Source organism: Spirosoma aerolatum, assembly GCF_002056795.1.
Lineage (GTDB): Bacteria > Bacteroidota > Bacteroidia > Cytophagales > Spirosomataceae > Spirosoma > Spirosoma aerolatum.
Window position 1 is genome coordinate 615,402 of the sequence record NZ_CP020104.1, and the last position, 24,995, is coordinate 640,396.

24 protein-coding genes and 1 pseudogene are annotated in these 24,995 nt (G+C 46.1%); 12 read left to right on the top strand and 13 right to left on the bottom strand.

The genetic code is table 11. The annotated features are described in order from the left end of the window. Positions 1–27: 27 nt before the first annotated feature. Positions 28–1,680 (bottom strand): M1 family metallopeptidase, encoded by a 1,653-nt coding sequence (locus B5M13_RS02660; protein WP_080054174.1) that lies wholly within the window; start codon positions 1,678–1,680, stop codon positions 28–30. 2 nt (positions 1,681–1,682) lie between these two features. After that, entirely contained in the window at positions 1,683–2,093 is a 411-nt protein-coding gene (gene mce / locus B5M13_RS02665; RefSeq protein ID WP_080054175.1) for a methylmalonyl-CoA epimerase, read from the bottom strand. A 150-nt stretch (positions 2,094–2,243) separates the two neighbouring features. Here mce and B5M13_RS02670 point away from each other — a divergent pair, with 150 nt between their 5' ends. Beyond that, positions 2,244–2,570: a HesB/IscA family protein gene (locus B5M13_RS02670; protein WP_080054176.1), complete on the top strand. Its 327-nt coding sequence runs from the start codon at positions 2,244–2,246 to the stop codon at positions 2,568–2,570. Positions 2,571–2,762: 192 nt separating this feature from the next. On the opposite strand, the gene rfbA is transcribed toward B5M13_RS02670, so the two are convergent. The 3 genes from rfbA to galE form a co-directional block, all read right to left on the bottom strand. After that, positions 2,763–3,623, bottom strand: a complete 861-nt coding sequence (rfbA, locus tag B5M13_RS02675; RefSeq protein WP_080054177.1) for a glucose-1-phosphate thymidylyltransferase RfbA — start codon at positions 3,621–3,623, stop codon at positions 2,763–2,765. A gap of 92 nt (positions 3,624–3,715) precedes the next feature. Then, positions 3,716–4,768, bottom strand: a complete 1,053-nt coding sequence (rfbB, locus tag B5M13_RS02680; RefSeq protein ID WP_020601086.1) for a dTDP-glucose 4,6-dehydratase — start codon at positions 4,766–4,768, stop codon at positions 3,716–3,718. Positions 4,769–4,801: 33 nt separating this feature from the next. After that, on the bottom strand, positions 4,802–5,833 hold the full coding sequence (galE, locus tag B5M13_RS02685) for a UDP-glucose 4-epimerase GalE (RefSeq protein ID WP_080059770.1): 1,032 nt from the start codon (positions 5,831–5,833) through the stop codon (positions 4,802–4,804). Positions 5,834–5,963: 130 nt separating this feature from the next. Here galE and B5M13_RS02690 point away from each other — a divergent pair, with 130 nt between their 5' ends. Continuing rightward, positions 5,964–6,836, top strand: coding sequence for a transglutaminase-like domain-containing protein (locus B5M13_RS02690; protein WP_080054178.1), 873 nt, complete (start codon positions 5,964–5,966; stop codon positions 6,834–6,836). A 67-nt stretch (positions 6,837–6,903) separates the two neighbouring features. Here the strand turns inward: B5M13_RS02690 and B5M13_RS02695 are convergent, their stop codons facing one another. Next, positions 6,904–7,530 (bottom strand): 4'-phosphopantetheinyl transferase family protein, encoded by a 627-nt coding sequence (locus B5M13_RS02695; RefSeq protein ID WP_245859718.1) that lies wholly within the window; start codon positions 7,528–7,530, stop codon positions 6,904–6,906. A 113-nt stretch (positions 7,531–7,643) separates the two neighbouring features. On the opposite strand from B5M13_RS02695, the pseudogene B5M13_RS02700 reads away from it, so the two are divergent. The 3 genes and pseudogenes from B5M13_RS02700 (at position 7,644) to folB (ending at position 9,938) form a co-directional block, all read left to right on the top strand. Beyond that, positions 7,644–8,542 (top strand): annotated as a pseudogene (locus B5M13_RS02700) (WD40 repeat domain-containing protein). Positions 8,543–8,655: 113 nt separating this feature from the next. Further along, complete coding sequence (locus B5M13_RS02705) at positions 8,656–9,531, top strand: DivIVA domain-containing protein (RefSeq protein ID WP_080054179.1); 876 nt, start codon at positions 8,656–8,658, stop codon at positions 9,529–9,531. A gap of 56 nt (positions 9,532–9,587) precedes the next feature. Beyond that, positions 9,588–9,938, top strand: coding sequence for a dihydroneopterin aldolase (gene folB, locus B5M13_RS02710; protein WP_080054180.1), 351 nt, complete (start codon positions 9,588–9,590; stop codon positions 9,936–9,938). A 107-nt stretch (positions 9,939–10,045) separates the two neighbouring features. On the opposite strand, the gene ytxJ is transcribed toward folB, so the two are convergent. Both ytxJ and B5M13_RS02720 read right to left on the bottom strand, forming a co-directional pair. Then, positions 10,046–10,375 (bottom strand): bacillithiol system redox-active protein YtxJ, encoded by a 330-nt coding sequence (gene ytxJ, locus B5M13_RS02715; protein WP_080059772.1) that lies wholly within the window; start codon positions 10,373–10,375, stop codon positions 10,046–10,048. A 54-nt stretch (positions 10,376–10,429) separates the two neighbouring features. Then, the gene (locus B5M13_RS02720) at positions 10,430–10,738 is read right to left on the bottom strand and encodes a phosphoribosylpyrophosphate synthetase (protein WP_080054181.1); all 309 of its coding nucleotides are present in this window, start codon (positions 10,736–10,738) and stop codon (positions 10,430–10,432) included. Positions 10,739–10,796: 58 nt separating this feature from the next. On the opposite strand from B5M13_RS02720, the gene B5M13_RS02725 reads away from it, so the two are divergent. Next, positions 10,797–12,035, top strand: a complete 1,239-nt coding sequence (locus B5M13_RS02725; RefSeq protein ID WP_080054182.1) for a 3-deoxy-D-manno-octulosonic acid transferase — start codon at positions 10,797–10,799, stop codon at positions 12,033–12,035. Between the two features lie 59 nt (positions 12,036–12,094). After that, positions 12,095–13,021, top strand: coding sequence for a ribosome small subunit-dependent GTPase A (rsgA, locus tag B5M13_RS02730; RefSeq protein WP_080059773.1), 927 nt, complete (start codon positions 12,095–12,097; stop codon positions 13,019–13,021). 72 nt (positions 13,022–13,093) lie between these two features. Here the strand turns inward: rsgA and B5M13_RS33940 are convergent, their stop codons facing one another. The 3 genes from B5M13_RS33940 to B5M13_RS02740 are packed head-to-tail and all read right to left on the bottom strand — an operon-like array spanning position 13,094 to position 15,117. Beyond that, entirely contained in the window at positions 13,094–13,426 is a 333-nt protein-coding gene (locus B5M13_RS33940) for a hypothetical protein (protein ID WP_245859721.1), read from the bottom strand. A 21-nt stretch (positions 13,427–13,447) separates the two neighbouring features. Beyond that, positions 13,448–13,699, bottom strand: a complete 252-nt coding sequence (locus B5M13_RS33945) for a hypothetical protein (RefSeq protein WP_245859723.1) — start codon at positions 13,697–13,699, stop codon at positions 13,448–13,450. A gap of 26 nt (positions 13,700–13,725) precedes the next feature. Further along, positions 13,726–15,117, bottom strand: coding sequence for a cystathionine beta-synthase (locus tag B5M13_RS02740; RefSeq protein WP_080054183.1), 1,392 nt, complete (start codon positions 15,115–15,117; stop codon positions 13,726–13,728). 439 nt (positions 15,118–15,556) lie between these two features. Between B5M13_RS02740 and B5M13_RS02745 the strand changes: the two genes are divergently transcribed. After that, a complete protein-coding gene (locus B5M13_RS02745; protein ID WP_245859725.1) occupies positions 15,557–15,940 on the top strand; it encodes a LytR/AlgR family response regulator transcription factor in 384 nt (127 codons plus the stop codon). Positions 15,941–16,075: 135 nt separating this feature from the next. Here B5M13_RS02745 and B5M13_RS02750 read toward each other — a convergent pair whose 3' ends face one another. Continuing rightward, positions 16,076–16,627, bottom strand: a complete 552-nt coding sequence (locus tag B5M13_RS02750; protein WP_080054185.1) for an RNA polymerase sigma factor — start codon at positions 16,625–16,627, stop codon at positions 16,076–16,078. Between the two features lie 763 nt (positions 16,628–17,390). Here B5M13_RS02750 and B5M13_RS02755 point away from each other — a divergent pair. After that, positions 17,391–21,317 (top strand): PAS domain S-box protein, encoded by a 3,927-nt coding sequence (locus tag B5M13_RS02755; RefSeq protein ID WP_080054186.1) that lies wholly within the window; start codon positions 17,391–17,393, stop codon positions 21,315–21,317. A gap of 67 nt (positions 21,318–21,384) precedes the next feature. On the opposite strand, the gene B5M13_RS02760 is transcribed toward B5M13_RS02755, so the two are convergent. Further along, positions 21,385–21,798 carry a response regulator gene (locus B5M13_RS02760; RefSeq protein ID WP_170061079.1) on the bottom strand — a complete coding sequence of 138 codons (414 nt, stop codon included), beginning with the start codon at positions 21,796–21,798 and terminating at the stop codon, positions 21,385–21,387. Between the two features lie 222 nt (positions 21,799–22,020). Here B5M13_RS02760 and B5M13_RS02765 point away from each other — a divergent pair, with 222 nt between their 5' ends. The 3 genes from B5M13_RS02765 (at position 22,021) to B5M13_RS02775 (ending at position 24,816) form a co-directional block, all read left to right on the top strand. Beyond that, positions 22,021–22,440 carry a response regulator gene (locus B5M13_RS02765; protein ID WP_080054188.1) on the top strand — a complete coding sequence of 140 codons (420 nt, stop codon included), beginning with the start codon at positions 22,021–22,023 and terminating at the stop codon, positions 22,438–22,440. Positions 22,441–22,608: 168 nt separating this feature from the next. After that, entirely contained in the window at positions 22,609–24,210 is a 1,602-nt protein-coding gene (locus B5M13_RS02770; RefSeq protein WP_080054189.1) for a PQQ-dependent sugar dehydrogenase, read from the top strand. Between the two features lie 243 nt (positions 24,211–24,453). Further along, entirely contained in the window at positions 24,454–24,816 is a 363-nt protein-coding gene (locus B5M13_RS02775) for a DUF3244 domain-containing protein (protein WP_080054190.1), read from the top strand. Positions 24,817–24,995: the final 179 nt, after the last annotated feature.

Genomic DNA, 24,995 nt, shown 5'->3' on the forward strand with positions numbered 1-24,995 from the left:
GCGGTTAGTTAAGCGCAAAGTAACAAATTAGTTGCCCATTTGGGTACTACGCATCAATACGGTATTGTCGGGGTCGATGACGACGGTGGTGGGTTTGGTCGCTGCCGGAATCGTGTACGTCTGGGTTTGCTCCGAGAGGGTTAGCTTAGATGAACGACTCAGTTCGCGTCCGCGATTGTCGCGAAGGCTAAACGTAAGCGGAATGGTAAACAGATGCCCCGTTCGTTGGGCCTGCCGAACGTCGATGACCAGCGATTTTTTAGCTGCATCGTAACGGGAGCTCCAGACGATTTCCGGGAAGCCCGGCTCATAAAGCCATTGCTGGAAGAACTGGCTGAGCTTTTTACCCGATTCTTTTTCCATGATCGCCTGTAAATCGCTGGATTGAGCGTTTCGGTTGCGATAAGTGGCATAATAAGCCCGAATCCCTTTCCAGAATACATCGTCGCCCAATTCATGCCGAAGCATGTGCAGCACCCAACCACCTTTCTGATACGAATTCGGATTCAGTAAATCCATCAGATTCGACGCCGTCGAGTCAACAATGGTGCCTTTGGGCTTTAAAGCCGAAAACCGAAAAATCTGCCCTTTATTCTGGTTCAGAACGGCGTTGAGCGTGTCTTTGCCATAGGCATGTTCCAGATAGAGGGCGGAGAAATACGTGGCAAAGCCCTCACTCAGCCACAGTTGCGACCAGTCGGATTCGGTAGCTGAGTTGCCGAACCACTGATGGGCGATTTCGTGCGCCAGCAGTGCTTCCACATCCGAATCTTTATGTCCTACAATTACCTTCTCGTTGTAGAAAATGCAGCTTGCGTTTTCCATGCCCCCAAAAATGGTGGTCGATTCCACGTTCGCCAGTTTCTCATACGAATACGGGCCAATCCGGTCGATGAAATATTGTAGGATTTCTTTGGCGGGACGGTAATCGACAAACCCTTTCTGGCTGTCGTTGGGGTATAGCCAGCTTTGCACCGGAATTCCATTGACTGAGCCTACTTCATCTACCGCAAACCGGGCGGCACCAATCACCATCACTTTGGTTGGAATGGGGGTATTTTCCTGCCAGCGGGTGAGTTTGCGGCCATTAGTCAGGCTACTTTCGCCCATAAACTTGCCATTGGCAATGACCCGGTAAGTGGCTGGGGCATTTACCGCAAACGAGCAGGTGGCTTTATCGGACGGGTGGTCAACAACGGGCAGGTAATTCCGGGCGTTGTTGGGCCAGTTGTCGCCAAAGAAGGTGCGGTCGCCAAATTTGTTCCGGCTGATGATCAATCCCTGTTTCGGCGTGCCATCGTAGCGAATAGTTAGTTCGGTTACCTGATTCGGCTGGGCAGGCAGGTTGATGAATACTTTATCGTTTCGTTGACTGAAAGGAGCGGTCTTTCCATCGGCCAGACTCACCGAGCGAACCGTCATGCCCGTTTGTAAGGTATCTGATTTGCCCCCGATCAGGTCGAACCAGACGGTTTGCCGATCGTCGGCGCGGGTAAATCGAATGGTCGCTTCGCCACGGATGAGGTTGGTCGAATCACTTAAGGTAAGCGAAAAGGCATAGTTTTGAACGTCGACGCCCGGCTGGGTATACCGAGCTAAATAACCGGGTGATTGCGAGCAGGCAGAAGTCGCCACCAGGGCTAGTAAACCAATCAGAAAGTTGATACTGTTTTTTTTCATTCTTAAGACTCCTTTATCTCCTGACATAGTTCGATCAGCACACCGTTGGTGCCTTTAGGATGTAGGAAACACACTAATTTGTTGTCGGCTCCGCGCTTGGGAACTTCATTCAATAACGTAAACCCGTCGGCTTTTAGCCGCTCCATTTCCGACAGAATATCGTCGACTTCAAAGGCGATATGATGAATACCTTCGCCCTTTTTCTCCAGAAATCTGGCAATGGGGCTATCGGGATTCGTTGCTTCGAGAAGCTCGATTTTCGTCTCATTTACTCGGAAGAACGACGTGGTTACGCCTTCGGAGATAACTGCTTCGGATTTGTAGGGAGCTACATTGAGCAATTTGGTAAAGAGTTCGTTTGACGTAGCGATATCCCGAACGGCAATGCCGATATGTTCGACGTTGGTAAGCATACACGGAATGACAGTGGTTAATGCACAATGTATAATGGAGGCTATGATCAGGAAACTTTTCCAATACAGTAAAAGTTAACTAGATGGCACTGCAAACCTACGATTGTATTGCCAATTCAATTATACATTATTCATTGTACATTCCTGACAATGGTTACGGTATCAGAGATCGCTAAAAACAAAATTATTGAACTGCGTCAGAAAGATGGTCTGGCTGACGAGTATGCCATCCGGGTAGCTGTGCAGGGGGGTGGGTGTTCGGGCCTGATGTATGACCTTCAGTTCGATGCAACCCAGCAGCCTACCGACCATGTTGTTGAGGATAAAGGCATTAAAATTCTGGTCGACCGCAAAAGCCTGCTCTATCTGGCGGGTACTGAGCTTGATTTTTCGGATGGTCTGAACGGTAAAGGATTCCAGTTCAAAAACCCGAATGCAACCCGCACCTGTGGCTGTGGCGAAAGCTTTGCCGTCTGAACTGCGTCGGCAGCCCCGCAGAATTTAATAGATTGAACTGAATTTCAAAATTTTGTATAGATTAATAAAGAAGCCGGTTCTACTGAGACCGGCTTCTTTATTACGGAGCTTTGTCATTTCGAGGAACGAGAAATCTCAAGCTTGATTTATGAATGAATTAAGATTCCTCATATCGGTGGAATGACAAAAGTTTTATTTCAGCAGATTCAGCAGATACGCTCCGTACCCACTTTTGACAAGCGGCTGAGCGATTTTAGCTAGCTGATCGGCATCAATAAACTTCATTCGATAGGCAATTTCTTCGGGGCAGCCGATTTTTAACCCTTGTCGTTCTTCAATGACGTGAACAAACTGGCCCGCCTGGATCAACGACTCGAACGTACCTGTATCAAGCCAGGCTGTTCCACGGTCCAGAACACCTACTTTTAGCTTACCACGTTCCAGATAAACCCGATTTACGTCCGTAATTTCCAGTTCGCCACGTGGCGACGGTTTGATATTTTTGGCTATGTCCACAACTTCGTTGTCGTAGAAGTACAGACCTGGCACCGCGTAATTTGATTTTGGCTTGGTCGGTTTTTCTTCAATCGACAGGACATTAAAATCGTTATCGAATTCAACAACCCCATAGCGCTCAGGATCGTGTACTTGGTAGGCATACACCACACCACCATCAGGATCGTTGTTGGCCTGGAGAAGTTTCGACAGGCCTGAGCCGTAGAAAATATTGTCGCCCAGCACCAGTGCCACTTTGTCGTTTCCAATAAATTCTTCGCCGATGATGAAGGCTTGCGCCAGCCCATCAGGACTAGGCTGAACGGCATACGTGAATTTACAACCCAGGCGTTCGCCGTCACCAAGTAGTTTTTCAAAATGGGGTAGGTCGTGCGGGGTTGAGATAATCAAAATTTCCCGAATGCCTGCCAGCATCAGAATGGACAGAGGGTAATAAATCATCGGCTTGTCGTAAACCGGCATCAGTTGTTTCGATACAGCCAGTGTGAGCGGATGAAGGCGGGTGCCGGAGCCCCCGGCGAGGATGATTCCTTTCATATTTCTGAATGATTGAATGATAGAGTGATTGAATGATTGAATAGCTGACGCGATAAACCAGTCAATCATTCAATCACTCTATCATTCAAAATTTATCTATTCGCGTACATTCCCTGATAATAACTCTGATAGGCACCGGACGTAACATTATCCAGCCACTCCTGATTTGCCAGGAACCAATCGACGGTTTTTTCGAGACCTTCTTCAAATTGAAGCGAAGGCTGCCAGCCGAGTTCGTTCATGATTTTGTGGGCGTCGATGGCGTAACGCAGATCGTGACCAGCCCGGTCGGTGACGTACGTAATCAGTTTGGCCGATGTGCCTTCTTCCCGACCTAGTTTGCGGTCCATAATCTGGCAAAGCAGGTTCACCAGATCAATGTTCTTCCATTCGTTAAATCCGCCGATGTTATAGGTTTCGCCCAGCGTCCCTTTGTGGAAAACGGTGTCGATAGCGCGGGCATGGTCAACCACGAACAGCCAGTCGCGAACGTTTTCTCCTTTACCGTATACAGGCAGCGGCTTGTTGTTCCGAATATTATGAATCATCAGCGGAATCAACTTCTCGGGGAAGTGGTTGGGGCCGTAGTTGTTGGAGCAGTTGGTTAACACAACGGGCAGTTTATACGTATTTCCGTAAGCCCTTACAAAATGGTCCGAAGCGGCTTTGGAGGCCGAATAAGGTGACTGTGGATCGTATGGCGTCTCTTCCGTGAAGAAATCTTCCGGGTTGTGCAGCGAGCCATACACTTCGTCGGTGGAAACGTGGTAAAACCGCTTGCCTTCAAAATTGCCTTTCCAGCTATTTTTAGCGGCATTGAGCAGGTTTACCGTACCAACTACATTGGTCATGACAAACGACATGGGGTCGGTGATGGAGCGGTCTACGTGCGACTCAGCCGCCAGGTGAATGACTCCATCGAAACCCATTTCGGCAAACATATCCTCCAGAAATTTGGCATCGGTAATGTCGCCTTTTACGAACGTGTAGTTTGGCGCGTTTTCGATGTCGGTCAGGTTTGCCAGGTTACCGGCATAGGTCAGCGCATCGAGGTTATAAATCTGGTACTCTGGGTATTTCGTTACGAACAGGCGCACCACATGCGACCCGATAAAGCCGGCTCCACCGGTAATTAAAAGTTTCATTTTAGTTTGGTTTATAAGCTTCAGCCTACCGTTTTAACTAATCTTTTGCTGCCAGCGCCAGGCATCGCGCAACGAGTCGGCCAGAGAACGCCTTGCGGTCCAGCCCAGTACCTGATTCGCTTTCGATACATCGGCATATACCTGTTCTACATCGCCGGGCCGACGGGGGCCCAGTACATAGTTTAGCTTAACGCCAGTGGCTTCTTCAAACGTTTTGATCACATTCAGAACGGTTTCTCCACGCCCTGTACCGATATTAATGACGTCGTAACTTGCCGTTTCGTCACTTTCGATTAGTTTTCGGAGCGCCTGAACGTGGGCATCCGCCAAGTCCATCACATCGATGTAGTCGCGGATACACGTACCATCGGGTGTGTTGTAATCGGATCCATACACCGTCAGACTGGAGCGAATACCGGCGGCTGTTTGGGTAATGAATGGGACCAGATTGGCCGGAACACCGAGAGGCAGTTCACCGATTTCGGCCGATGGATGAGCACCGATTGGATTAAAATACCGAAGCGCAAAGGCTTTGACCGGCGTTTGAGCCCGTACCGTATCGCGAATGATATCTTCCCCGATGGATTTGGTATTGCCGTAGGGGGATTGAGCTGGAAGCCGTGGTGTTGCTTCTGTGACAGGTAGATGTTCAGGCTGGCCGTATACGGTGCAGGACGACGAAAATACGAAGTTGCGTATGTTGTACTTCGGCATCAGCTCCAGTAGGAGCATTAGCGAGTCGAGATTATTTCGGTAATATTTCAGCGGTTTTGCTACCGACTCACCCACGGCTTTAAAAGCGGCAAAATGAATGACGCCCAAAGGTGATTCTTTCTGAAATATATCGTTCATGGCGGCTGCATCGTTGCAGTCGACCGGGTAGCAGGTTACATCTCGACCCAGAATGGCCCGCAGGCCATCGAGCGCCGAGCGTTCGGAATTCGAAAAGTCGTCGACAATAACCGGTTCAAAACCAGCTTCAACCAACGAAACAACCGTGTGGGAGCCAATAAAACCAGCGCCACCAGTAACCAGAATTTTGGAGGAATTATCTGTAGGAGTCAAACCGTTTTTTAGGAAAATTTTGTTGCTATAGTAGCATAGCGACTCGTAAAACCAGACAAAAGTAGTATATTCAGGAGGTTTACGAAAGCAGTTTTTATTGTGAGGTAATTCTCTCAGGCGGTATAAACGAATGAACGACAACGAATTGAAAGCCCTAATCTCGCTCCTAGACGATGAGGACCCGGAGGTGGTGGAGCATGTCGAACAGCGAATTCGGCAGATAGGGGGACAAATGATTCCGCTTTTGGAAACAGAATGGGAGGGGAGCTTTAATTCTGCACTGCAAAAACGGATTGAAGAACTGATTCATGACCTTCAATATGAATCCGTTCTGGAACGAATGCGCGACTGGAAAAACGGTGGCGCCATGGATTTGCTGGAAGGATTGTGGATCGTTGCTACCTATCAGTATCCTGACCTATCGCTGGCTAAACTTCGGCAGGATGTCGAGCAGTTGTTCTACGATGTGTGGGTCGATTTTAAAGTCGATATGCATCCCGACGAACAAATCAAGGCTATGAATACGGCCTTTTTCTCGAAACTGAAATTCGCGCCCAACACAAAGCATTTTCACTCGCCAGCCAACTCGATGATCAATCAGGTACTCGAATCGCGACGGGGTAATCCCATCACGCTTTGTGTGCTATATATGCTCATTGCCCGTCGACTGAATCTACCGGTGTATGGAGTCAACCTCCCCAATCTGTTTGTGCTTACTTATAAAACCAATGGGGTACAGTTCTACATCAATGTGTTTAATCGGGGGTTGGTGTTTACGACGAAAGATATTGACCAGTACATCGACCAGTTGAATATTCAGCGGCTGGATGCCTTTTATCAACCCTGTACCAATACCGATATTGTCCGGCGGGTACTGCGCAACCTAACGCTGGCGTTTGAAAAAAATGGCGATACGGATCGGGTACAGGAGGTCGAAAAAATTATGGCTGCCGTTCGCGACGACGGCGATGGATTACCCTTGTCCGATTATACGCAGCGGTAGCATTTTAATGCATAATGAACAATGGATAAACTGCATCTGAAGAGAATTATCCATTGTTCATTATGCATTAAAACGCTATCGCCAGCAATCCGGGGCCGGTTTTAAAACATCGGATAGTTAGTTCCTCTTCGTGATCGGGTAGGCGGACATGCCCTATTAGTTGGCTGGCATCGTCGGCAAATGGCTCAACGTGCAGATGTTCCCGAAAGGTGAGTTGCCGTTTGCCATAGAGTTTATAAAGTGCCTCTTTAGCGCACCAGTATACAGCCAGCCGATGCGGATTTCCGGCGGCATGGGCAATCTCGTCGGCCGATAACACGCGGGGGACAACGCGCGTGAACTGATCACGGACCGGCTCAATATCGATTCCTACAGGTCGTGATCGGTGGAGAATAGCGGCCGCCCATCCACTTGTATGCGATAAGGAAATATGCCAGGGCGACCCGATCAGGTGCGGTTTTCCATACTCATCTTTTTGCAGGCCAACGTACAATACGCCCTGAGCCTCGGTCAACTGCTGAATAGCCACACGGCAGGCCAGCCATTCTACTCGTTGAGCGGGGTGGGTGATACTGGCTAGTTCGCTCTCTTCCGCAACCGTAAGCGGTAGATTTTCCCTGAGAGCTTGTTCATCATCGGTGATCGCCCGGAGGGTGGCGATGCAGTCGCTGTTTATGTTTATCTGAAAAGTCACAAATCAAAAGTCGGAAGTAGCTGAACAAAAAGAAAGGTTTACGACCTTTGATTCGCTAGTTTGATGATTAGGCGCCTGAATCGTTGATCGTCAAACCAAAATTACATTGCAACGTGATCGTAGAAAAGATTGATACTTTCGGTGGGCATCGCGACTGCGTTTATACACTCGAACAGGCATCGGCCCCGAACCTGTTTTTTTCGGCGGGGGGGATGGACAAATTGTCGAGTGGCGACTCGACCGCCCTGATCTGGGAAGACTGGTAGCGAGCGTACCAGCCTCTGTGTATGCGCTGGCTTTTCAGCCGACAACAGGTTTATTATGGGTTGGACAGAATTATGAGGGAATCCACTGGATCGACCCTGTTCAGAAACAGCAGATACATTCACTAAAAATTACATCGGCTGCTATCTTCGACATCAAGATTTATAAGCAGGACGCCTTCGTTGCTCTTTCCGACGGAGTTGTGATTGTGCTGGATGCCAATCAGTTCGTAGTGCGGAAACACTTGAAAGCCTCTGGCCAATCGGCGCGTTGTATTACCGTAAACCCGGTGGAGCGGGAGTTTGCCGTAGGCTATAGCGATTATAACATTCGTATTTTCGATCTGGAAACATATGAACTCAAGCGAACGATTTCAGGTCATACCAACTCGGTGTTCACGGTCGCTTATTCGCCCGACTTTCGGTATCTGCTCACGGCCGGGCGCGATGCCCATCTGAAGGTATGGGATGTCGAGAATGGGTACGCGTTACAACATACCATTGTTGCCCATATGTTTGCGATCAATCATCTAGTGTTCAGTTCCGACGGGCGGTATCTGGCTACGGCAAGCATGGATAAGTCTATTAAGATCTGGAATGCCGAAACGTATCGGCTATTGAAAGTAGTTGACCGGGCTCGTCATGCAGGTCATGGTACATCGGTCAATAAGCTGTTATGGATTGATTCGCACCAACTGGTATCGGGCAGCGATGATCGTACGATTTCGGTATGGAAATTGTCGGAATAGTTATCGGTTAAATAGGAATCTCCTATTTTTCAGGCTATTTTTTGTAAAATACGTGGAATGGCTGTTATTTCACCATTATTGGTATCAATAAATTCTAAAATCGTAGCGCACCAATGAAAATTACGCCTATCGAAATCCGGCAGCACACATTTGAGAAAGGGTTGCGCGGTTATAAATCCGAAGACGTTGACGCCTTTTTGGTTTCGTTATCTCAGGAATGGGAACGTGTAACGGGGGAATATAAAATGCTGAAAATGCAGCTTGAGTTAGCTGAAAAAGAGCTAGGTAAACTCAAGGAGATCGAAATGACACTTTTCCGAACCTTGAAAACCGCCGAGGAAAATAGTGCCAATATTACCGAACAGGCCAACAAAGCAGGAGAAAAATATATTGCCGATGCCAAACAGAAAGCGGATGAGATCATCGCCGATGCCCGCAAACGGTCGGCGTTGATGGTTCAGGACGCTGAAAATCAGGCACGCTATCTGAAAGATAATATTCTCAACGACCTGAAATCGCTGGAACATGACTTTAAAGCCCTGGAAGGGTATAAAGAAAATCTGGCGTCTCAGATTCGATTATTAGCCAGTAATGCGGTAGATAGCGTAGACCGATTTGAGAAGAAATTCAGCAAGCAGAATCTGAAAGGTAAAATCGACGAGGTGTCAAGTCAGATTAAAGATGAGCTAAAGGAAGCTGATACTAAACCCACTGCCGAAACATCGGACGACGTTAAGACGGAGCCGGTCAGTAGTGCGGATGCAAGCGAATTGCCTCCTCTTGTTGATCGGGAAGAGTCAATTCCAGAAGCGATTCCAGACGATAAAGATATCCTGGAAAAGTTGGATGATGCTATTCAGGAAACCCAGTCAGAGCATACCAATGTCACTGTACCGGAGTCTGTTCTGGAAGAAGCAACAACTCCAGAGCCAGAAGCTTCCGAAGAGGCTCCTGTAAAGAAAGGCGGATCATTCTTCGACCAGATTTAATGGAGTGTGGGTAAGCCCCGCCACGAACTATGCGGGTTTTCGGCTCGCGCTAGAAAATGGGAACAATTGCGTTAGAAGGACTTGAGTTTTTCTCCTATCACGGATTTTACGACGAAGAACAGAAGATTGGTAATAAATATTCCGTTGACATACTCGTAACAACCGATTTTTCGGAGGCAGCGCGTCGGGATCGTTTGAGTGATACCGTTAGTTACGAAGACTTATACCGGATCACAGCGGATGTGATGAAACAACCGGCTAGGTTACTCGAGCATATTGCTCATCAGATTATTCAGGAAATACGAATCCGCTACAACAGTTTAGAAGCTGTTGAAGTAAGCGTTTCGAAATTTAATCCACCCATTGGCGGAGTATGTCACCGGGCCCGGATTACGATGAAAGGGTAAAAGTTGGCATTAGGAGCAAGGGGTTAGTAGTGAGAATGGCGGACGCGTAAGCAAAAACATTACGCGTCCGCCATTCTCACTACTAACCCCTTGCTCCTAATGCTTTGTTAAACTGCCTGCTGCAATCCGGCGAAAGAGATTGACATATGCGAGGCATCATAAATACAAGTGCCGTTCTTGATCAGCAACACTTGCGGTGACTCGTGCTCAACCCCGAAATCGTGCTCTATTTTATTGGAGAGAGGTTTATTGGCCAGCAAATCAAGATAATAGGCCTTAACCCCGAGCTGGTCGTTCCAGTTACGTTCCATCCGACTGAGTGCCATGTGGCTGATGGAGCAACTGGTACTATGTTTGAAAATCATCACTGGACGCTTAACCGATTCCTCTTTGATTGTATCAAGCTGAGCTTCACTTGTTAACTTATTCCAATTCATTGTATCAACATGCATTCTGTTGATATAAAATTAATATATTAATTTAAAAGTTCGCTAATTCTCGGGTGTGTATCGCAACTTTTCGGCCATTTCGGGAGAGATGGCTTCTGAGTATGTGCCGTATGCATCAACTAATGTACCTTTATCGCCATTCTGGGCTTCGATGGCATAAAGAACCGTCTCATCGCCTGGATCAGTCATCCCTTCAAAGCGATAGACCTCCACAATGTCGAAGTCAGCGGGTTGTAGCTCGATACTGTCCGACTGGCAATACAAACAATCGGGTTTCAGGTTGTAATCTTTCGTAAATCCTTGTTGACGGAGTCCTTCCAGAGCGTCGGTCAATGTGTCGTAGGCTTTCATAACAGGAGGTTTGCGTAGTAGTTCGTAGCTTTGTTTGTGTAATCAACCGCATATTAGCTTGTTTTCGGGACTTTATAACGCAGGGATTCTTGTTTTTCAGCAACTCGTGAAGTTGGCTGCTCGTTTCAATCCAAAAGCGCGTCTGTGGAATGAGGGCCGACGCGATTGGGCCGAGAAACTGACGGTAATGCTGGCAGGTAACACAAGCCCTGTTGTTTGGTTTCATGCCGCTTCGCTGGGTGAGTTTGAACAGGGCAGGCCCGTCATGGAAGCGTTTCGAAAGACCTATCCAGCTTATAAAATCCTGTTGACATTCTTTTCGCCTTCGGGCTATGAGGTACGAAAAAACTATGATGGTGCCGATTATATCCTCTATCTGCCAGCCGATACACCGTCAAATGCTCGTCAGTTTGTGGAGATCGTAAAGCCTCAACTAGCGTTTTTTATCAAATATGAGTTCTGGTATAACTACCTTCGGGAACTGAATCGGGCGGCAGTACCAACCATTTCATTTTCTGCGATTTTCAGGCCTGATCAGCTTTTTTTTAAACCGTATGGCGGCTTTTATCGGTCCCTGCTTCGCTACTTCGACCATATTCTGGTACAGAATCAGGAGTCGCTGGATTTGTTAAAACAACTTGACCTAAAACAGTGTACACTGGCGGGCGATACGCGCTTCGATCGGGTGGCGCAGGTAGCTGCAGCGAAGCAGGAAATTCCCCTGGCTCAACGCTTTAAGAACAACCAGCTGGTTCTCGTCGTGGGGAGTGCCTGGCCGGAAGACATGCATGTAATAATTCCCTTTCTGAATGCATTCGATAAGCCTTTAAAAGCAATAATTGCCCCGCATGAGATTCAGGAAGCCGAGATAGAACAATGGCGTACCTTACTGAAAAAATCGTCGATCCGTTTTTCGCAGGCAAGTGCTGCTGATGCTTCGCGAGCCGAAATCCTTTTCATCGACAACGTGGGCATGCTTTCTTCTTTGTACCAGTACGGCGAATTTGCGTTTATTGGCGGTGCTTTCAAGCAGGGTTTGCATAACATCCTGGAAGCGGCTACGTTTGGTATGCCTCTATTTTTTGGCCCTGCGTATAGTAAATACCAGGAGGCTGTCGATTTAGTAGCCGAAGGGGCTGCTTTCCCGGTTAGCACGACAACTGAACTAATGACAGCATTCTCCCGGCAATACAGCAATCCGGCAGAGGCTGCCCGGATCAGTCGTCAATATGTGCAACGGAACATTGGCGCAACGGCAAAGGTTATGCAGGTGGTAGAACAAATAAAGAGTGAATGAGCGAAATCCAAACATCGCCTTTCAGCTATTCACTCTTTCACTCTTTCGCTCTTTACATTTTGCAACACGGATTAATAATTCGCTCTACAGGCTCCTGGTACGACATCCGTTCCATTGACGGCCACGTTTACCAAGGGCGGCTGAAGGGTAAATTCAAGATTAAAGGTCTCAAAGTTACGAACCCGATTGCTGTGGGTGATAAAGTAACCTTTGACGTTGAGGATGAAGCCGAAAATACGGCTGTCATTACCGACATTGCGCCCCGCGAAAATTATATAATCCGGCAGTCAGTCCATAAAACGGCTCATGGTCATATTCTGGCGGCCAACATTGATCAGGCTGTATTACTGGCAACATTGACATTACCACGAACCTCATTAGGGTTTGTTGATCGTTTTCTGGTGTCGGCAGAGTCGTTTCGGATTCCGACTACCCTTGTTTTCAACAAAACCGATATTCTGAACGACGAAGGACTGGCCTATCAGCAAGAGATTATGGACATGTATGAGCAAATCGGCTATCAGTGTCTGGCTACGTCGGCTACCGAAGGTGAAGGTGTTGATGCGTTTCGGCAACTGCTCGATCACAAAGTGACTCTTCTGTCAGGGCATTCGGGAGTTGGGAAATCATCGCTCGTAAACGCTATTTCTCCCGACCTGAACTTGCGTACTAACGAAGTGTCGACCTTTGCCAATAAAGGGGTTCATACGACAACCTTCGCCGAAATGTTTGAGCTAGCGCCCGATACATTTATCATCGATACGCCCGGTATTAAGGAGTTGGGGCTGATCGATACGGAAAAAGAAGAGATCAGTCATTATTTCCCTGAAATGCGCGATCGGCTAAATCAGTGTCGATTTCATAACTGCCTGCATATCAACGAGCCAGGATGTGCCGTCAAAGATGCCGTTGCCGAAGGTGAAATAGCGGAAAGCCGTTATCTAAGCTATCTGAGCATGATGGAGGGTAGTGACAACCGGCGATAAGGTACAGATGTATGATGTAGGGTGTATGATGTATGTACTAACAAAATACATCATACACCCTACATCATACAGTTATATTACTCCTTCTTCGGTGAGTAGATTGGCTACGTTTAGGGTGACGGTATCCAGTACCGGAACGGTGGCATCCCAGTTTAGCGTAAGCCAGCTTTCGCCTTTCTTAGCGACAAAGATCTTACGCGATTTGGTTGTAAGCCAGATAACCCGTTCGGTGCCGAAATCGAGCATAGACTGGGTCTTTTCATATATATAGTCCTGCTCTCGCGCCGGAAAGGCTTCCTGGTCAATTTTAATGTCTACTTCGACAACGACCTTTGGGGCTACATCGAAAAATTTGCCTTTCACGGTCACCTTGTCTTTCTCGTAAACCGCGATATCGTTAGACAAATTATCGCCCAATTGGATTTGTTAACCAGGTTCGTTTGTAACAATCCAGTAAGCTTTCCGATTTGCCTGGTTATAGATGTAGGCGTGTAGAGTCGATACAATAATCGCTTGAAGGTCCCTGCAACCCATAATTTCGCCGGGTGTTTTTTGTTTGGCAAATACTTCCTTATACCCTTTCCGATAAAGAGGGCGTCCATTGAGGGTTTCGTAAATTAAGTAGGAAGGTATTGGCTGTTGGGCTGTCAGCTCCTGCGTTGTTGTTTCCGTCACCATGGCCTTATGCAATCTGCGTAAATCGGTTAGCTTGTCATAGCGGCCAGCAAGTCGGCCTGTGTGATAATATGGACCTGTTCTTTTTCATCCCGAACGAGCAGGGCTTTATTATCGCGGTCGATAAGCGAAGAAAGGGCATCAATGGTATTATCGAGCCCCACGAATTTAAAGGGCTTATCCATCACTTCACTAACGGGATGATCTTTCACGGTGGGGTCCTCGATAAGCTTGTTCAGTATGGCTGAATCGGTTAAACTACCCACAATATGTCCGGTATCGTCGGTCACCGGAATTTGCGAGATGCCGTACCGATTTAGTACATGAATAGCCTGGCTAACCGATACCCCTGAGCCGATCGTCGTAAGCTGCGAACGGCGATCAGCGGGGCCGCCATTTTTATGCTGAATAATATCGCGGGCTGTTTTGAATGCACGATCTTCCAGAAAGCCATGATCTTTCATCCACGTATCATTGTAGATCTTGGCCAGATAACGAGTGCCATGATCAGGTAGAAGAATAACCAGTACATCATCATCGGTCAAATGGTCTTTGGCCCACTCCAGCGCACCATGTACAGCCGTGCCACATGACCAGCCTACAAATAGTCCTTCTTCCCGGGCTAGTCTACGCGTCATGATAGCTGCATCCTTATCCGTAACCTTAACAAACTCGTTGATCAGATCAAAATCAACATTTTTAGGAAGAATATCTTCTCCAATGCCTTCGGTCAGATACGGATAGATCTCACCCTCATCGAAGATACCCGTTTCCTTGTATTTTTTGAAGACGGAGCCGTAGGTATCCAGACCTATGGAAACAATAGCTGGATTCTGTTCTTTCAGGAATTTCGATGTGCCGCAGATCGTACCGCCTGTGCCTACACCTGCGGCAAAATGAGTGATTTTTCCATCGGTATCGCGCCAGATTTCTGGGCCAGTGGTTTCATAATGAGCCGCTGTGTTGGCCAGGTTATCGTATTGGTTTGGGTATAGCGAATTTGGAATATCCCGGTTAAGGCGTTTGGCAACGGAGTAATACGAACGAGGATCATCGGGCGCAACATTAGTAGGGCATACGACTACTTCAGCCCCTACAGCACGTAAAATGTCAATCTTCTCCTTCGACTGTTTATCGGCCATCGTAAAAATACACTTATACCCTTTTCCGATAGCCGCCAGGGCGAGCCCCATGCCTGTATTTCCACTCGTACCTTCAATGATTGTACCACCCGGTTTGATAATGCCCCGAGCTTCGGCCTCTTCAATCATGCGGATGGCGATACGATCCTTAACCGAGTTGCCGGGGTTGAAGTATTCGATTTTGGCCAGAACAGTGCCTCGTATACCCTTTGTTACCTTATTTAGTTTTACCAGCGGAGTATTCCCAATCGTATCGATGATCGAGTTATAGTAGTTCATAGTGAGTCTGTTTTGTCGTACGAATGTCGGCTCCTATCAAATGAGTCTTGTTATGAAAGTAAGCTTGTTTGCATGAATGTCAATGGCTGATCGCTAAATCACATAGTACTATACAACGAATGAATTGATAGGTAAAGTTTATACGAACTCTATGACGTGAGCTAACGAATGAACTAACGAAATAGCTACTTGACAAAAGCAAGGTTTAATAAATAGATGATTTTTGTTACTGATATTGTTTATATTTATATAATTTGTTTATTATTGTGATCAAGTAGATATAATTGTAAACTCGTAAAAGAGAAGGATAAATGCTGGTACTAATAGGACTAGTATTTACAGGGTGATGATAGAGTTTATTGATACTGATTGTTTATAAGGCGCATTTTGCTGATATATACCAGGTTAGCATTCGTGGTGTTAAATTCGTTTTTTGTCAATGACTTTTCGTTTCGACTCTTCGGCAGTGAACTCATCGGAGTTGCATTGCTGGCCCCCTATGCGTGTGTATAATGCTGAACGGGGTGCACAGTGGCTGGCAGTAGCCGATTTAGTTTATTTGAAAGGAGAAGAGAATTATACCTGGCTACACTGGACGAATGGGCAGCGAGTTTTGGTTTCCTACACGCTCAAACGAGTGGAAGCTAAGCTCCCATCGACCTGGTTTATCCGATTGCATCGCCATTATATGGTTAACCGTCAGTTTATAGATCGGATTGAGTTCACGCCAACCGGGGTATTTGTCCATCTGGCTACGGGACAGGCATTGCCGATTTCTCGTCGGCGCTGGTCCTGTATCCGTAAAGAGTTGACAGTTCTATAAATAACTTCAAGAATGACAAGGGCGTCGGCCAGATATAGGGCTAGACGTTGTATGTCTACACGATGGATTATGAAAATAGCCCGATTAAATACCGGGCTATTCAGACTATTTCTTAAGCAATAGGAAAATAGTTGATCAGGCTTGCAAATAGTGGCTATACAACCGTTGTACTCGTTCGCGGCTACGCTTAAGCCTCATTTTTACTGCACTGAGGTTGATTTTGTACAAGGCCGCAATCTCTTCGTTGCTCAATCCATCTTCATATTTCAGCCTCAGCAACTTTTGCTCTTCAACGGTAAGGCGTTCCATAGCCTGTGCCACGAGTTGTAGCATATCATCGTGAACAGACGTTTCTGCCGGGCCGTCCCAGGTTTGCTCAATACTGTCGCCCAAATTTACAGTAGGAAGCCGTTTTGCTAAGCGGAGCTGATCAGCGCAGTAATTATAGGCAATTGCATAAATCCAGGTAGAAAAGCTCGATCGCTGCTGAAAAGCATCTAGTTTATTAAATACCTTCAGGAATATATCCTGGGTAAAGTCCTGCGCTTGCTCACTGTCTTTAGTCATCGATAAGCACTGCTTATAAACTTTGCTTACATACCGAGTATAAAGTGTTTCAAAGCATTCACTGGGTTGATGAGGTAAGTGGTGACGAATCATTTCTTCATCACTTAATGGCATATGCATGATTTTATGGTAACAATAGGTTAGGTTTTATTGACAAATATAAATTATATAATATAGGTATGCCTATTTTATGGTTCATTGTTAAAATTTAATTGCATAAAACTATTAAATGGTGCCGATACTTACAGTTTATGGGTTATATGTCAATCAAAACAATAAAATGGTATATGAAAGAATGATATTTGTTACTTTTATGGTATAAGAATAACTCAGTTATATTAAAGTAAACCCTTACCCTAAATTAAATGTGGGAGTTACAGTCAGGTTTAGGTCGGCCTGTTAAGCTTGCTATAGGCAGCAGCCGGCTTATTAACGCATAAATTAAACCTATAGCCTACCTTAAGCTGATTGGAAAAATCTAATTTTTAGCCGTCTAGGCCACCTGTAAAACACGCTAAAATGATGGCCGCATAATTAATAAGTTACCGAATTATTGTATTTATATCTATTTTGTTACCAAGTCGATGAGAACGACTGGAAAAAGGATATTTGGAAACGCTGGTTCTATTAGAATCAGCGTTTTTTGAGCTATCTATCAAAATGATTAACAGGCTCATTAGTAATTAATTAGTTTAAAGATAAGGTATAATTCTACTAGTAAGCGGACTTGAGTAGGCTAATCGGTCGTAAATGGCTCATATTAGAAATATATTGTATAGTTAAAATACAGAACAATACTTAAAAATTAACGAATAATAGATATTGAGAACTTGTGTGATTTGGGTCTGTATCTTTATTTTCTTTTAGATCAACAATTAAACATATGCCTTATCCACTCAACGAAGATAAGCGACTGGAGGCTCTGCATCGTTATCAAATCCTAGACACGTTACCAGAAGAGGCATTTGATAGGTTGACCGAGTTGGCCTCCTTAATTTGCCAGACCCCTATTTCATTAGTATCCTTAATTGATAAAGATCGGCAGTGGTTTAAGGCGAAAGTGGGGCTGGATATGGATGAAACCAGCCGGGATATAGCTTTTTGTAGCTATGCCATTCTGGATAACCACCTATTTGAAGTAGAGGATGCTGCTTTGGATGAACGATTCCGGGACAACCCTCTTGTTACCAACAATCCAAATATTCGATTCTACGCAGGCTATCCGATGACGGATTCGGACGGGAATGCATTAGGCACTCTTTGTGTACTCGATCAGACCCCCCGAAAGCTAACAGAAGAACAGCAAAGGGCATTGAAGTTGCTGGGCGAAATAGCTATAGGATTGATTGTTGAGCATCGCCAGAAACAGGAGTTAATCTATTTTGAAAACCTGTTTACCCTGTCTAATGACCTGATTTTTGTAGCAGGAACAGATGGTTCTTTAAAGAAGATCAATCCGGCATTTCGACAGGTATTAGGATGGGATGAAGCGTACTTATTAGCTACCTCTCTGTTCGACCTGGTTCATCCCGACGACCGGCTGGAGGCTCAGCGGGAAATAAATCAGTTGGCGATTGGTAAACCTACGCTCAATTTTACCTATCGCTTCCGCTGCCAGGATGGCTCCTATCGACATTTGCAGTGGGTAGCTACGCCCGAATCGGCAACTGGTTACTTGTTTGCCATTGCTCGTGACGTTACTGAAGAAAAACAGAAAGAAATTCGACTGTTTCAGTCCGAATCAAAATTTCGCTCCTTCTTTGAAAACTCGCATGGGTTGATGTGTACCCATGCACTTGATGGAACATTCCTGAGCGTCAATACAGCAGGGGCCAAGGCACTAGGATATAAACCCGAAGAGATTGTCGGCCGACGTTTGCACGATATAGTACCCCCAGAACAACAGGAGGGGTTAGGCTTTTATTTTAAAAGTATCCAGAAAACGGGTAAAGCCAGCGGGATTATGCACACCATCCATAAAGACGGGTCGTTGCAAATCTGGCTATTCACAAATGTTCTCGAAAATGAGCTGAATGGAGAGCCGTACGTTATTGGCAATGCGATCGATATTACGCGTCGTCACCAGCTTGAAGTTGATCTGCGAACCACCAAGCAGATGCTTGAACAAACTAATGAAGTGGCCCGAATTGGTACCTGGGAAGCCGATATGATCCATAGAACCATGCAATGGTCGGCCGTTACCAAGGCTATTCACGACGTACCGGACGATTATATACCCTTGATCGATACTGACGAAACGTTCTTTAGAGGAAACAATTACGAGCTGATCGTTGCTGCTGTAGATCAGGCCATTGAAAAAGGCACTCCATTCGATATCGAATTACAGATTGTTACGGCGCTCGATCGGGAAATATGGGTGCGTGTGGTTGGTACACCTGAATTTGAGAACGGCATCTGCAAACGTGTATATGGCGCCTTTCAGGACATAGACGACAGAAAAAGGGCAGAGCAGGCATTAATTAATGAAAAGCTACGGCTGGCGGCCTTCGTTGAGCATGCACCGGCGGCAGTGGCTATGTTTGATCAAAATGTCAATTACCTGGCGGTCAGTAAGCGGTGGATGGAGGATTACCACCTGACGGATAGCGTAATTGGCCGGTCGCTCTACGAAGTATTTCCCGGTATGTTGGAAAGCTGGCGGGAAATAATTAATCGCTGTATTGACGGAGCGGTAGAACGGCAGGACGAGTACATCTGGCGACCGGAGGGCTGGGACCATGATCAGTATTTGTGCTGGGAAGTAAGGCCGTGGTATCAGTTCGACGGTTCCATTGGAGGCATCATGATGTACACGCAGGATATTACAGAAGCTTGCCAGCAACGTGATGAACTCAAAAAAGCAAAGCGCCAGGCCGAGCAGGCTAGTGTGGCTAAATCCGAATTTCTGGCCAACATGAGCCACGAAATTCGAACGCCACTAAATGGGGTGATTGGCTTCACCGATCTACTTTTGAAAACTTCCTTAACCGAAACCCAGCATCAGTATTTGTCGATCGTTGATCAGTCGGCGAATGCCTTATTAAGCACGATCAACGATATTCTGGACTTTTCTAAAATTGAAGCTGGTAAGCTGGAACTGGCTTTAGAAAAGATAGATATTTACGAAATCAGCAGCCAGGCAGCCGATATTATTACCTATCAGGCACAGAACAAAGGCCTTGAGATGTTGCTCAACCTCCAGGCCAATTTGCCGCGCTTTATTTATTCAGATTCGGTACGGCTAAAACAGATATTGGTCAATTTGCTGGGCAATGCAGTGAAGTTCACCGAAAAAGGCGAGATCGAGCTGAAAATAATGCCCATAGGGGACTCTACAGACGAGTTTACTACGTTCCGGTTTGAAGTGCGCGATACGGGTATTGGCATAAAGCCTGAAATGCAGGGTCGTATCTTTGATGCCTTTTCTCAGGAAGACCCATCAACGACCAAAAAGTATGGCGGCACCGGGTTAGGGCTAACCATTTCGAACCGACTGCTGGGCCTGATGGGCAGCCGTCTTCAACTAGTTAGTAAACCTGGCGAAGGAAGCTGTTTTTTCTTCGACGTAACGCTCAAAACAGAGCCTGGCGACCCCATTATCTGGCGCGATATAAGCCTGATTAAGAATGTATTGATTGTTGATGATAATGAAAACAATCGCCTGATTTTACGGCAGATGTTTCTGCTGCGACAAATCAACGTTGAAGAAGCCAGTAACGGATTCGAAGCCCTTCAGCAAATTAGTCGTAACAAACACTTCGATGTGATTCTGATGGACTACCATATGCCATTTATGGATGGTCTGGAAACGATTGAAAAGATTAGGGATAACTTCGGACCATTAGCCGACGAGCAGGTTATTATTCTATTACACAGTTCATCCGACGATGAGCGGATTATCCGTAGCAGTGAATCGCTAGGCATTAACCAGCGTCTGGTTAAGCCCGTTAAAATGACAGAGTTATACCGGGCCTTATCGCGCATTGTTCATCATGACGAGCCGTTAAGTACCGATTCTCCCAGTCAGCCGGTTCAGGTGGGAGCCGGGTCGGTTAAGATACTGCTGGCTGAGGACAATATGGTAAATCAGCTACTGACCAAAACTATTATTGGTCGGATTATGCCTGACGCTCAGGTGATTGAAGCGTTTAACGGACAGGAGGCCGTACAGGCTTATAGCATACATAAGCCTGATCTGGTATTGATGGATATCCAGATGCCGATTATGAATGGCTATGAAGCTACCCGGCAAATTCGTGAACTGGAAGAAGGAAAGCCTATTCCGATTATTGCGTTGACTGCCGGTACAGTAAAAGGCGAACGAGAAAAATGCCTTGCTGCCGGAATGGATGATTTCATCACAAAGCCCATCGTTGAAGCTGCCATTGTTGCCCTATTCCAGACCTGGTTAGGAACATCAGCGGATGGAGACGAACCAATGGAGCCGGGTGAAAGCCAGGAGATACACTTTGACCCTCAGGTAATAAAATTGATGGCCGGGGATGATGCCGATTTTACCAATATGCTAATCGAAGCGGCCGAAATCGAATTACAGGGAGCCTTATCGGCTTTTTCGCAGCAGCTTACCAACGAGAACTTAACTGGGATTAAAGCGACTGGGCATAAATTACGAGGAACAGCCTTGAGCGCAGGTATGCCCGCTTTGGCCCAGATGGCCTTCGAAGCTGAACATCTGGAACAATTCGAGACAAAATTGGTACAGGAACTGATTGGTCGTATAGAAACCGAAATAAAATGGCTACTGTCAGTATTGTCCGAACTGTTAAAAACCGATAATTCATTAGGATGATGCCTGACAGTTGTGGGAGTTACTAAGGCTATATAGGGTAGCCTTAGTAACTCCTTATGCAGAAGTATCAAAGGCAGGCATCCAATCGCCAGTGTTGCCGAATTTCGCGAACAATATCCCCCAGCAACTTTAGGTTCATTGGTTTAGTAATAAAATCATTTGCTCCTAACTCGTACGCCAACTGACGTTCGCTTAGAGAATTTGAGGTAGTTAAGATAACTACCGGAGTATGCTGATACAGAGAGTTACTTCGTAAAACGGTCAACGCTTCAAAGCCATTTAAGCGCGGCATATTCAAATCCAGCACGATCAGGCAGGGCGTAAACGGACTCTGGAAAAGTGTATCAATTAATACCATGCCATCTTCCGCAAATACTAACTGGCATTCAGGGCTATGCTCCTGAAAAGCGAGTTGTAATAAAAAACGATCGTCTTCATCATCGTCAGCGATAAACACTGCCTGCATTTCCTGTTGAGCCATCTGTGAATAAACTAGCCTGAATAGGTTACTGCTGAAGGAAGGTATAATAACACGTATAGTTGAGGTGAATATAAAAGAATTAATGTGCATATTTTCTATTGACAAGCAAGATTAAACAGCTTTAATCCGCTTTCATATGAAGAGAGGCCAAACAAAATTGGCTTAGTCAGAGTATACTACAGGTGATCTACAAGTATATAGAGTATTTATTTAGGATTGACTATGGCACCTGTAGTACCTCAGCAATGGATTGCTTTTTTAGATGCAGATGAAGAAGACTTTATCTTTTGGCAGTTTGGCTTTAAAAAATGGGGCAATGCAACTGAGCTTCACTGGTTTCTTTCGGCCGAAACATTTCTCGCCAACGTTACTGAAATAAAGAGTAAGCCCAAGGCTATGATTCTGGATGGGATTGTGCCCTACGGATCGGAGAAAGCGTGGTTAACTACCTTTCTAGAACATGTCTGTTGTCAGGATATTCCCATTTACCTGCTCTCCGCTCAATATAATTCGAAGGATAAGAAAGATTATCTTGACTTAGGTGCTGCCGAATACCTAATAAAGCCGAATACGGCAGAAGAACTTCAGCATACCGTAAGACAGGTGATGACCTGCCTGAATAGCTGGCATAAAGGTATCTAATAACACCCTTTGGCTGGGGGAGCAATTTTGTCTGTTACTCTAATTACCTAAGAGTAAATCATGTAATTATATTATATATACGGAATTTTATATTTAAAAACATTGATGTAAGGGCTTCTGTTGTTGGATTGTTGTAGATGTCCATTTCTTCAATAATTCCAACGTTTTATGATAACTTTTTACGGTTCAACTGGCCATTTTGCGGAGCTTAATCGGTCAATTCTTCAGAAGAGCACGCTGATTACTTTGGTTGGCACTTTGATGGTGGTGTTAATGAGTCGTGTTCAGGCTCAGACCTTTCCTGCCAGCTTTAGCCAGGTTCAGGTAACGAATGGCCTTACCAGCCCAACAGCTATGGCATTTGCGCCTGATGGCCGCATTTTCGTAACGGAACAGGGAGGGGCTTTACGGGTGATAAAAAATGGATCGTTGCTGCCTACACCTTTTATTCAGCTAACGGTCGATGACTCTGGTGAGCGCGGGCTCATTGGTATAGCGCTTGACCCTGGTTTTACCACCAATCATTACCTTTATCTGTACCATACGGTTCCAGGCTCGTCAGCGCATAATCGAATCAGTCGGTATACGGCCAATGGCGATGTGGTACTGACTGGTAGCGAAGTCGTGATTCTGGATTTAACCTCACTGAGCAGTGCTACCAATCACAATGGGGGGGCTATGTGTTTTGGGCCTGATGGTAAACTATACGTTGGCGTTGGTGAAAACGCTAATGGCGCCAATGCCCAGAACCTGGACAATTATTTAGGGAAGATTTTGCGGATCAATGCCGACGGAAGCGCACCGGCCGATAATCCGTTTCCAACCGGGTCGGAGCCGCGCAAACGCATATGGGGCTATGGACTGCGTAACCCATATACGATAGCCGTTCAACCGGGCACGGGGCGAATTTTTGTAAACGACGTTGGGCAAAGTACCTGGGAAGAGATCAATGAGGCAACAACGGCGGGTTTGAATTTTGGCTGGCCCAATGCTGAAGGCAACAGCAGTAACCAGGCTTATACGAACCCTGTATTCGCTTATCCGCATTCAGGCAATGGGAGTGGATGTGCTATTACGGGGGGAGCGTTTTTTAATCCGGCCAGTACAACCTATCCTCCTGCTCTTGTTGGCCGCTATTTTTACCAGGATTTATGCAGCAACTGGATTTATAGCCTCGATCTGTCGACAACTCCCGCTACATCATCATCGTTTGCTACCGGCCTTCCGGGAAGTTCCCTAAACATATCGATGGGCCTGGACGGAAAACTATATTATCTGAGTCGCGATGCGGGGGCGCTCTACAAATTCATGTATCAGGCTCCCGACTTAAGCCCTACAATCGTGTTGCCTCAATCTAATTTTAACCCTAACGACTCTCGCAATTTTGCGGTAACTATTTTTGAGGCAGAAGGCTACGCAACACCGCCGGGTAGCGTGACCGTTACTGTTTCGGCCCCGACTGGCTACTCGCTTTCCTTCAATCAGTCATTGACGACCATCGATGTATCGGGGTCGGGAATGACATCAGTAAATAATGGCCAATGGTCCATCAGTCGTAATGTGAGTAACCAGCAACTTTCACTGACAATGAACTCCGGGCAATCCATCGGTGCTGGAGAAACTTCCATACTGGGCGTAACGATTACACGAACGTCGGCCAATGCGGGCAGTACGGCTAATGTAACTATTAATGTAACGAATGATAGTAGTCGAACGTACGATACCAATCCCACCAACAATGTGTATGCCCGAATTATTAACGGTTTATGAGGGTAGGTATCGGTAGGCTATTTCTAGTTAGAAGTCCCGGCGGAAGTTGGGACTTTTTGTTGTCCGCATTGTCCGGCATCGAACAGGTCTTGTCCACTAGTGGACATTATATGTGTAAGATGTAATAGTTAACATGTTGATTATCAGTTAGTGGATTTAGTTGGCACAGGCTTTGGATTAACTAGGGCAGACCAGTAAACAACATCGTTAAACGTAAACACAACAACTGCCATGTTACCACTAATGACAAATCTGACCGCTGCCTTCCTGTTAAGTGCTTCGACTCTGTTCAATCCGACTACCCCCAAAACGCTTTCTTTCGATGCCAGCGCGTATGTTACTGCTGACCATCAAATTCGGCTGGCCGTTCAGAAGTCGGCCGATCAACCAGTTGAAGTGTTCCTTCGTAATAAAGGTGGAGAAGTTCTCTATCAGCGGATTATGGGGAAAAAAGAGACGCGATACGCAGTTAAGCTAAATATTAACGACTTGGCAGATGGCGAATACGAACTGGAAATTAAGTCTGCTGAAGGCAGCATTACCAAACAGGTTAATGTGGCGACTCAACCCGTTCAGCAAACGAGCCGCACAATTGCAATGCAATAGAATGAGATAGGTTAAGTTAAGAAAAGCTGCAACGAGCCTGGCATTTGCCGGGCTTTGTTGTTTGAGTCTATTCCCAGCCTAAAAAAGTACCAATGAATGTGTTCGACCATGGGTTCAATTTGTATAATCTGGAGCTTCTATTACTACTAAATTGCTTTTAAAGACAGCTAAAGTTGCCC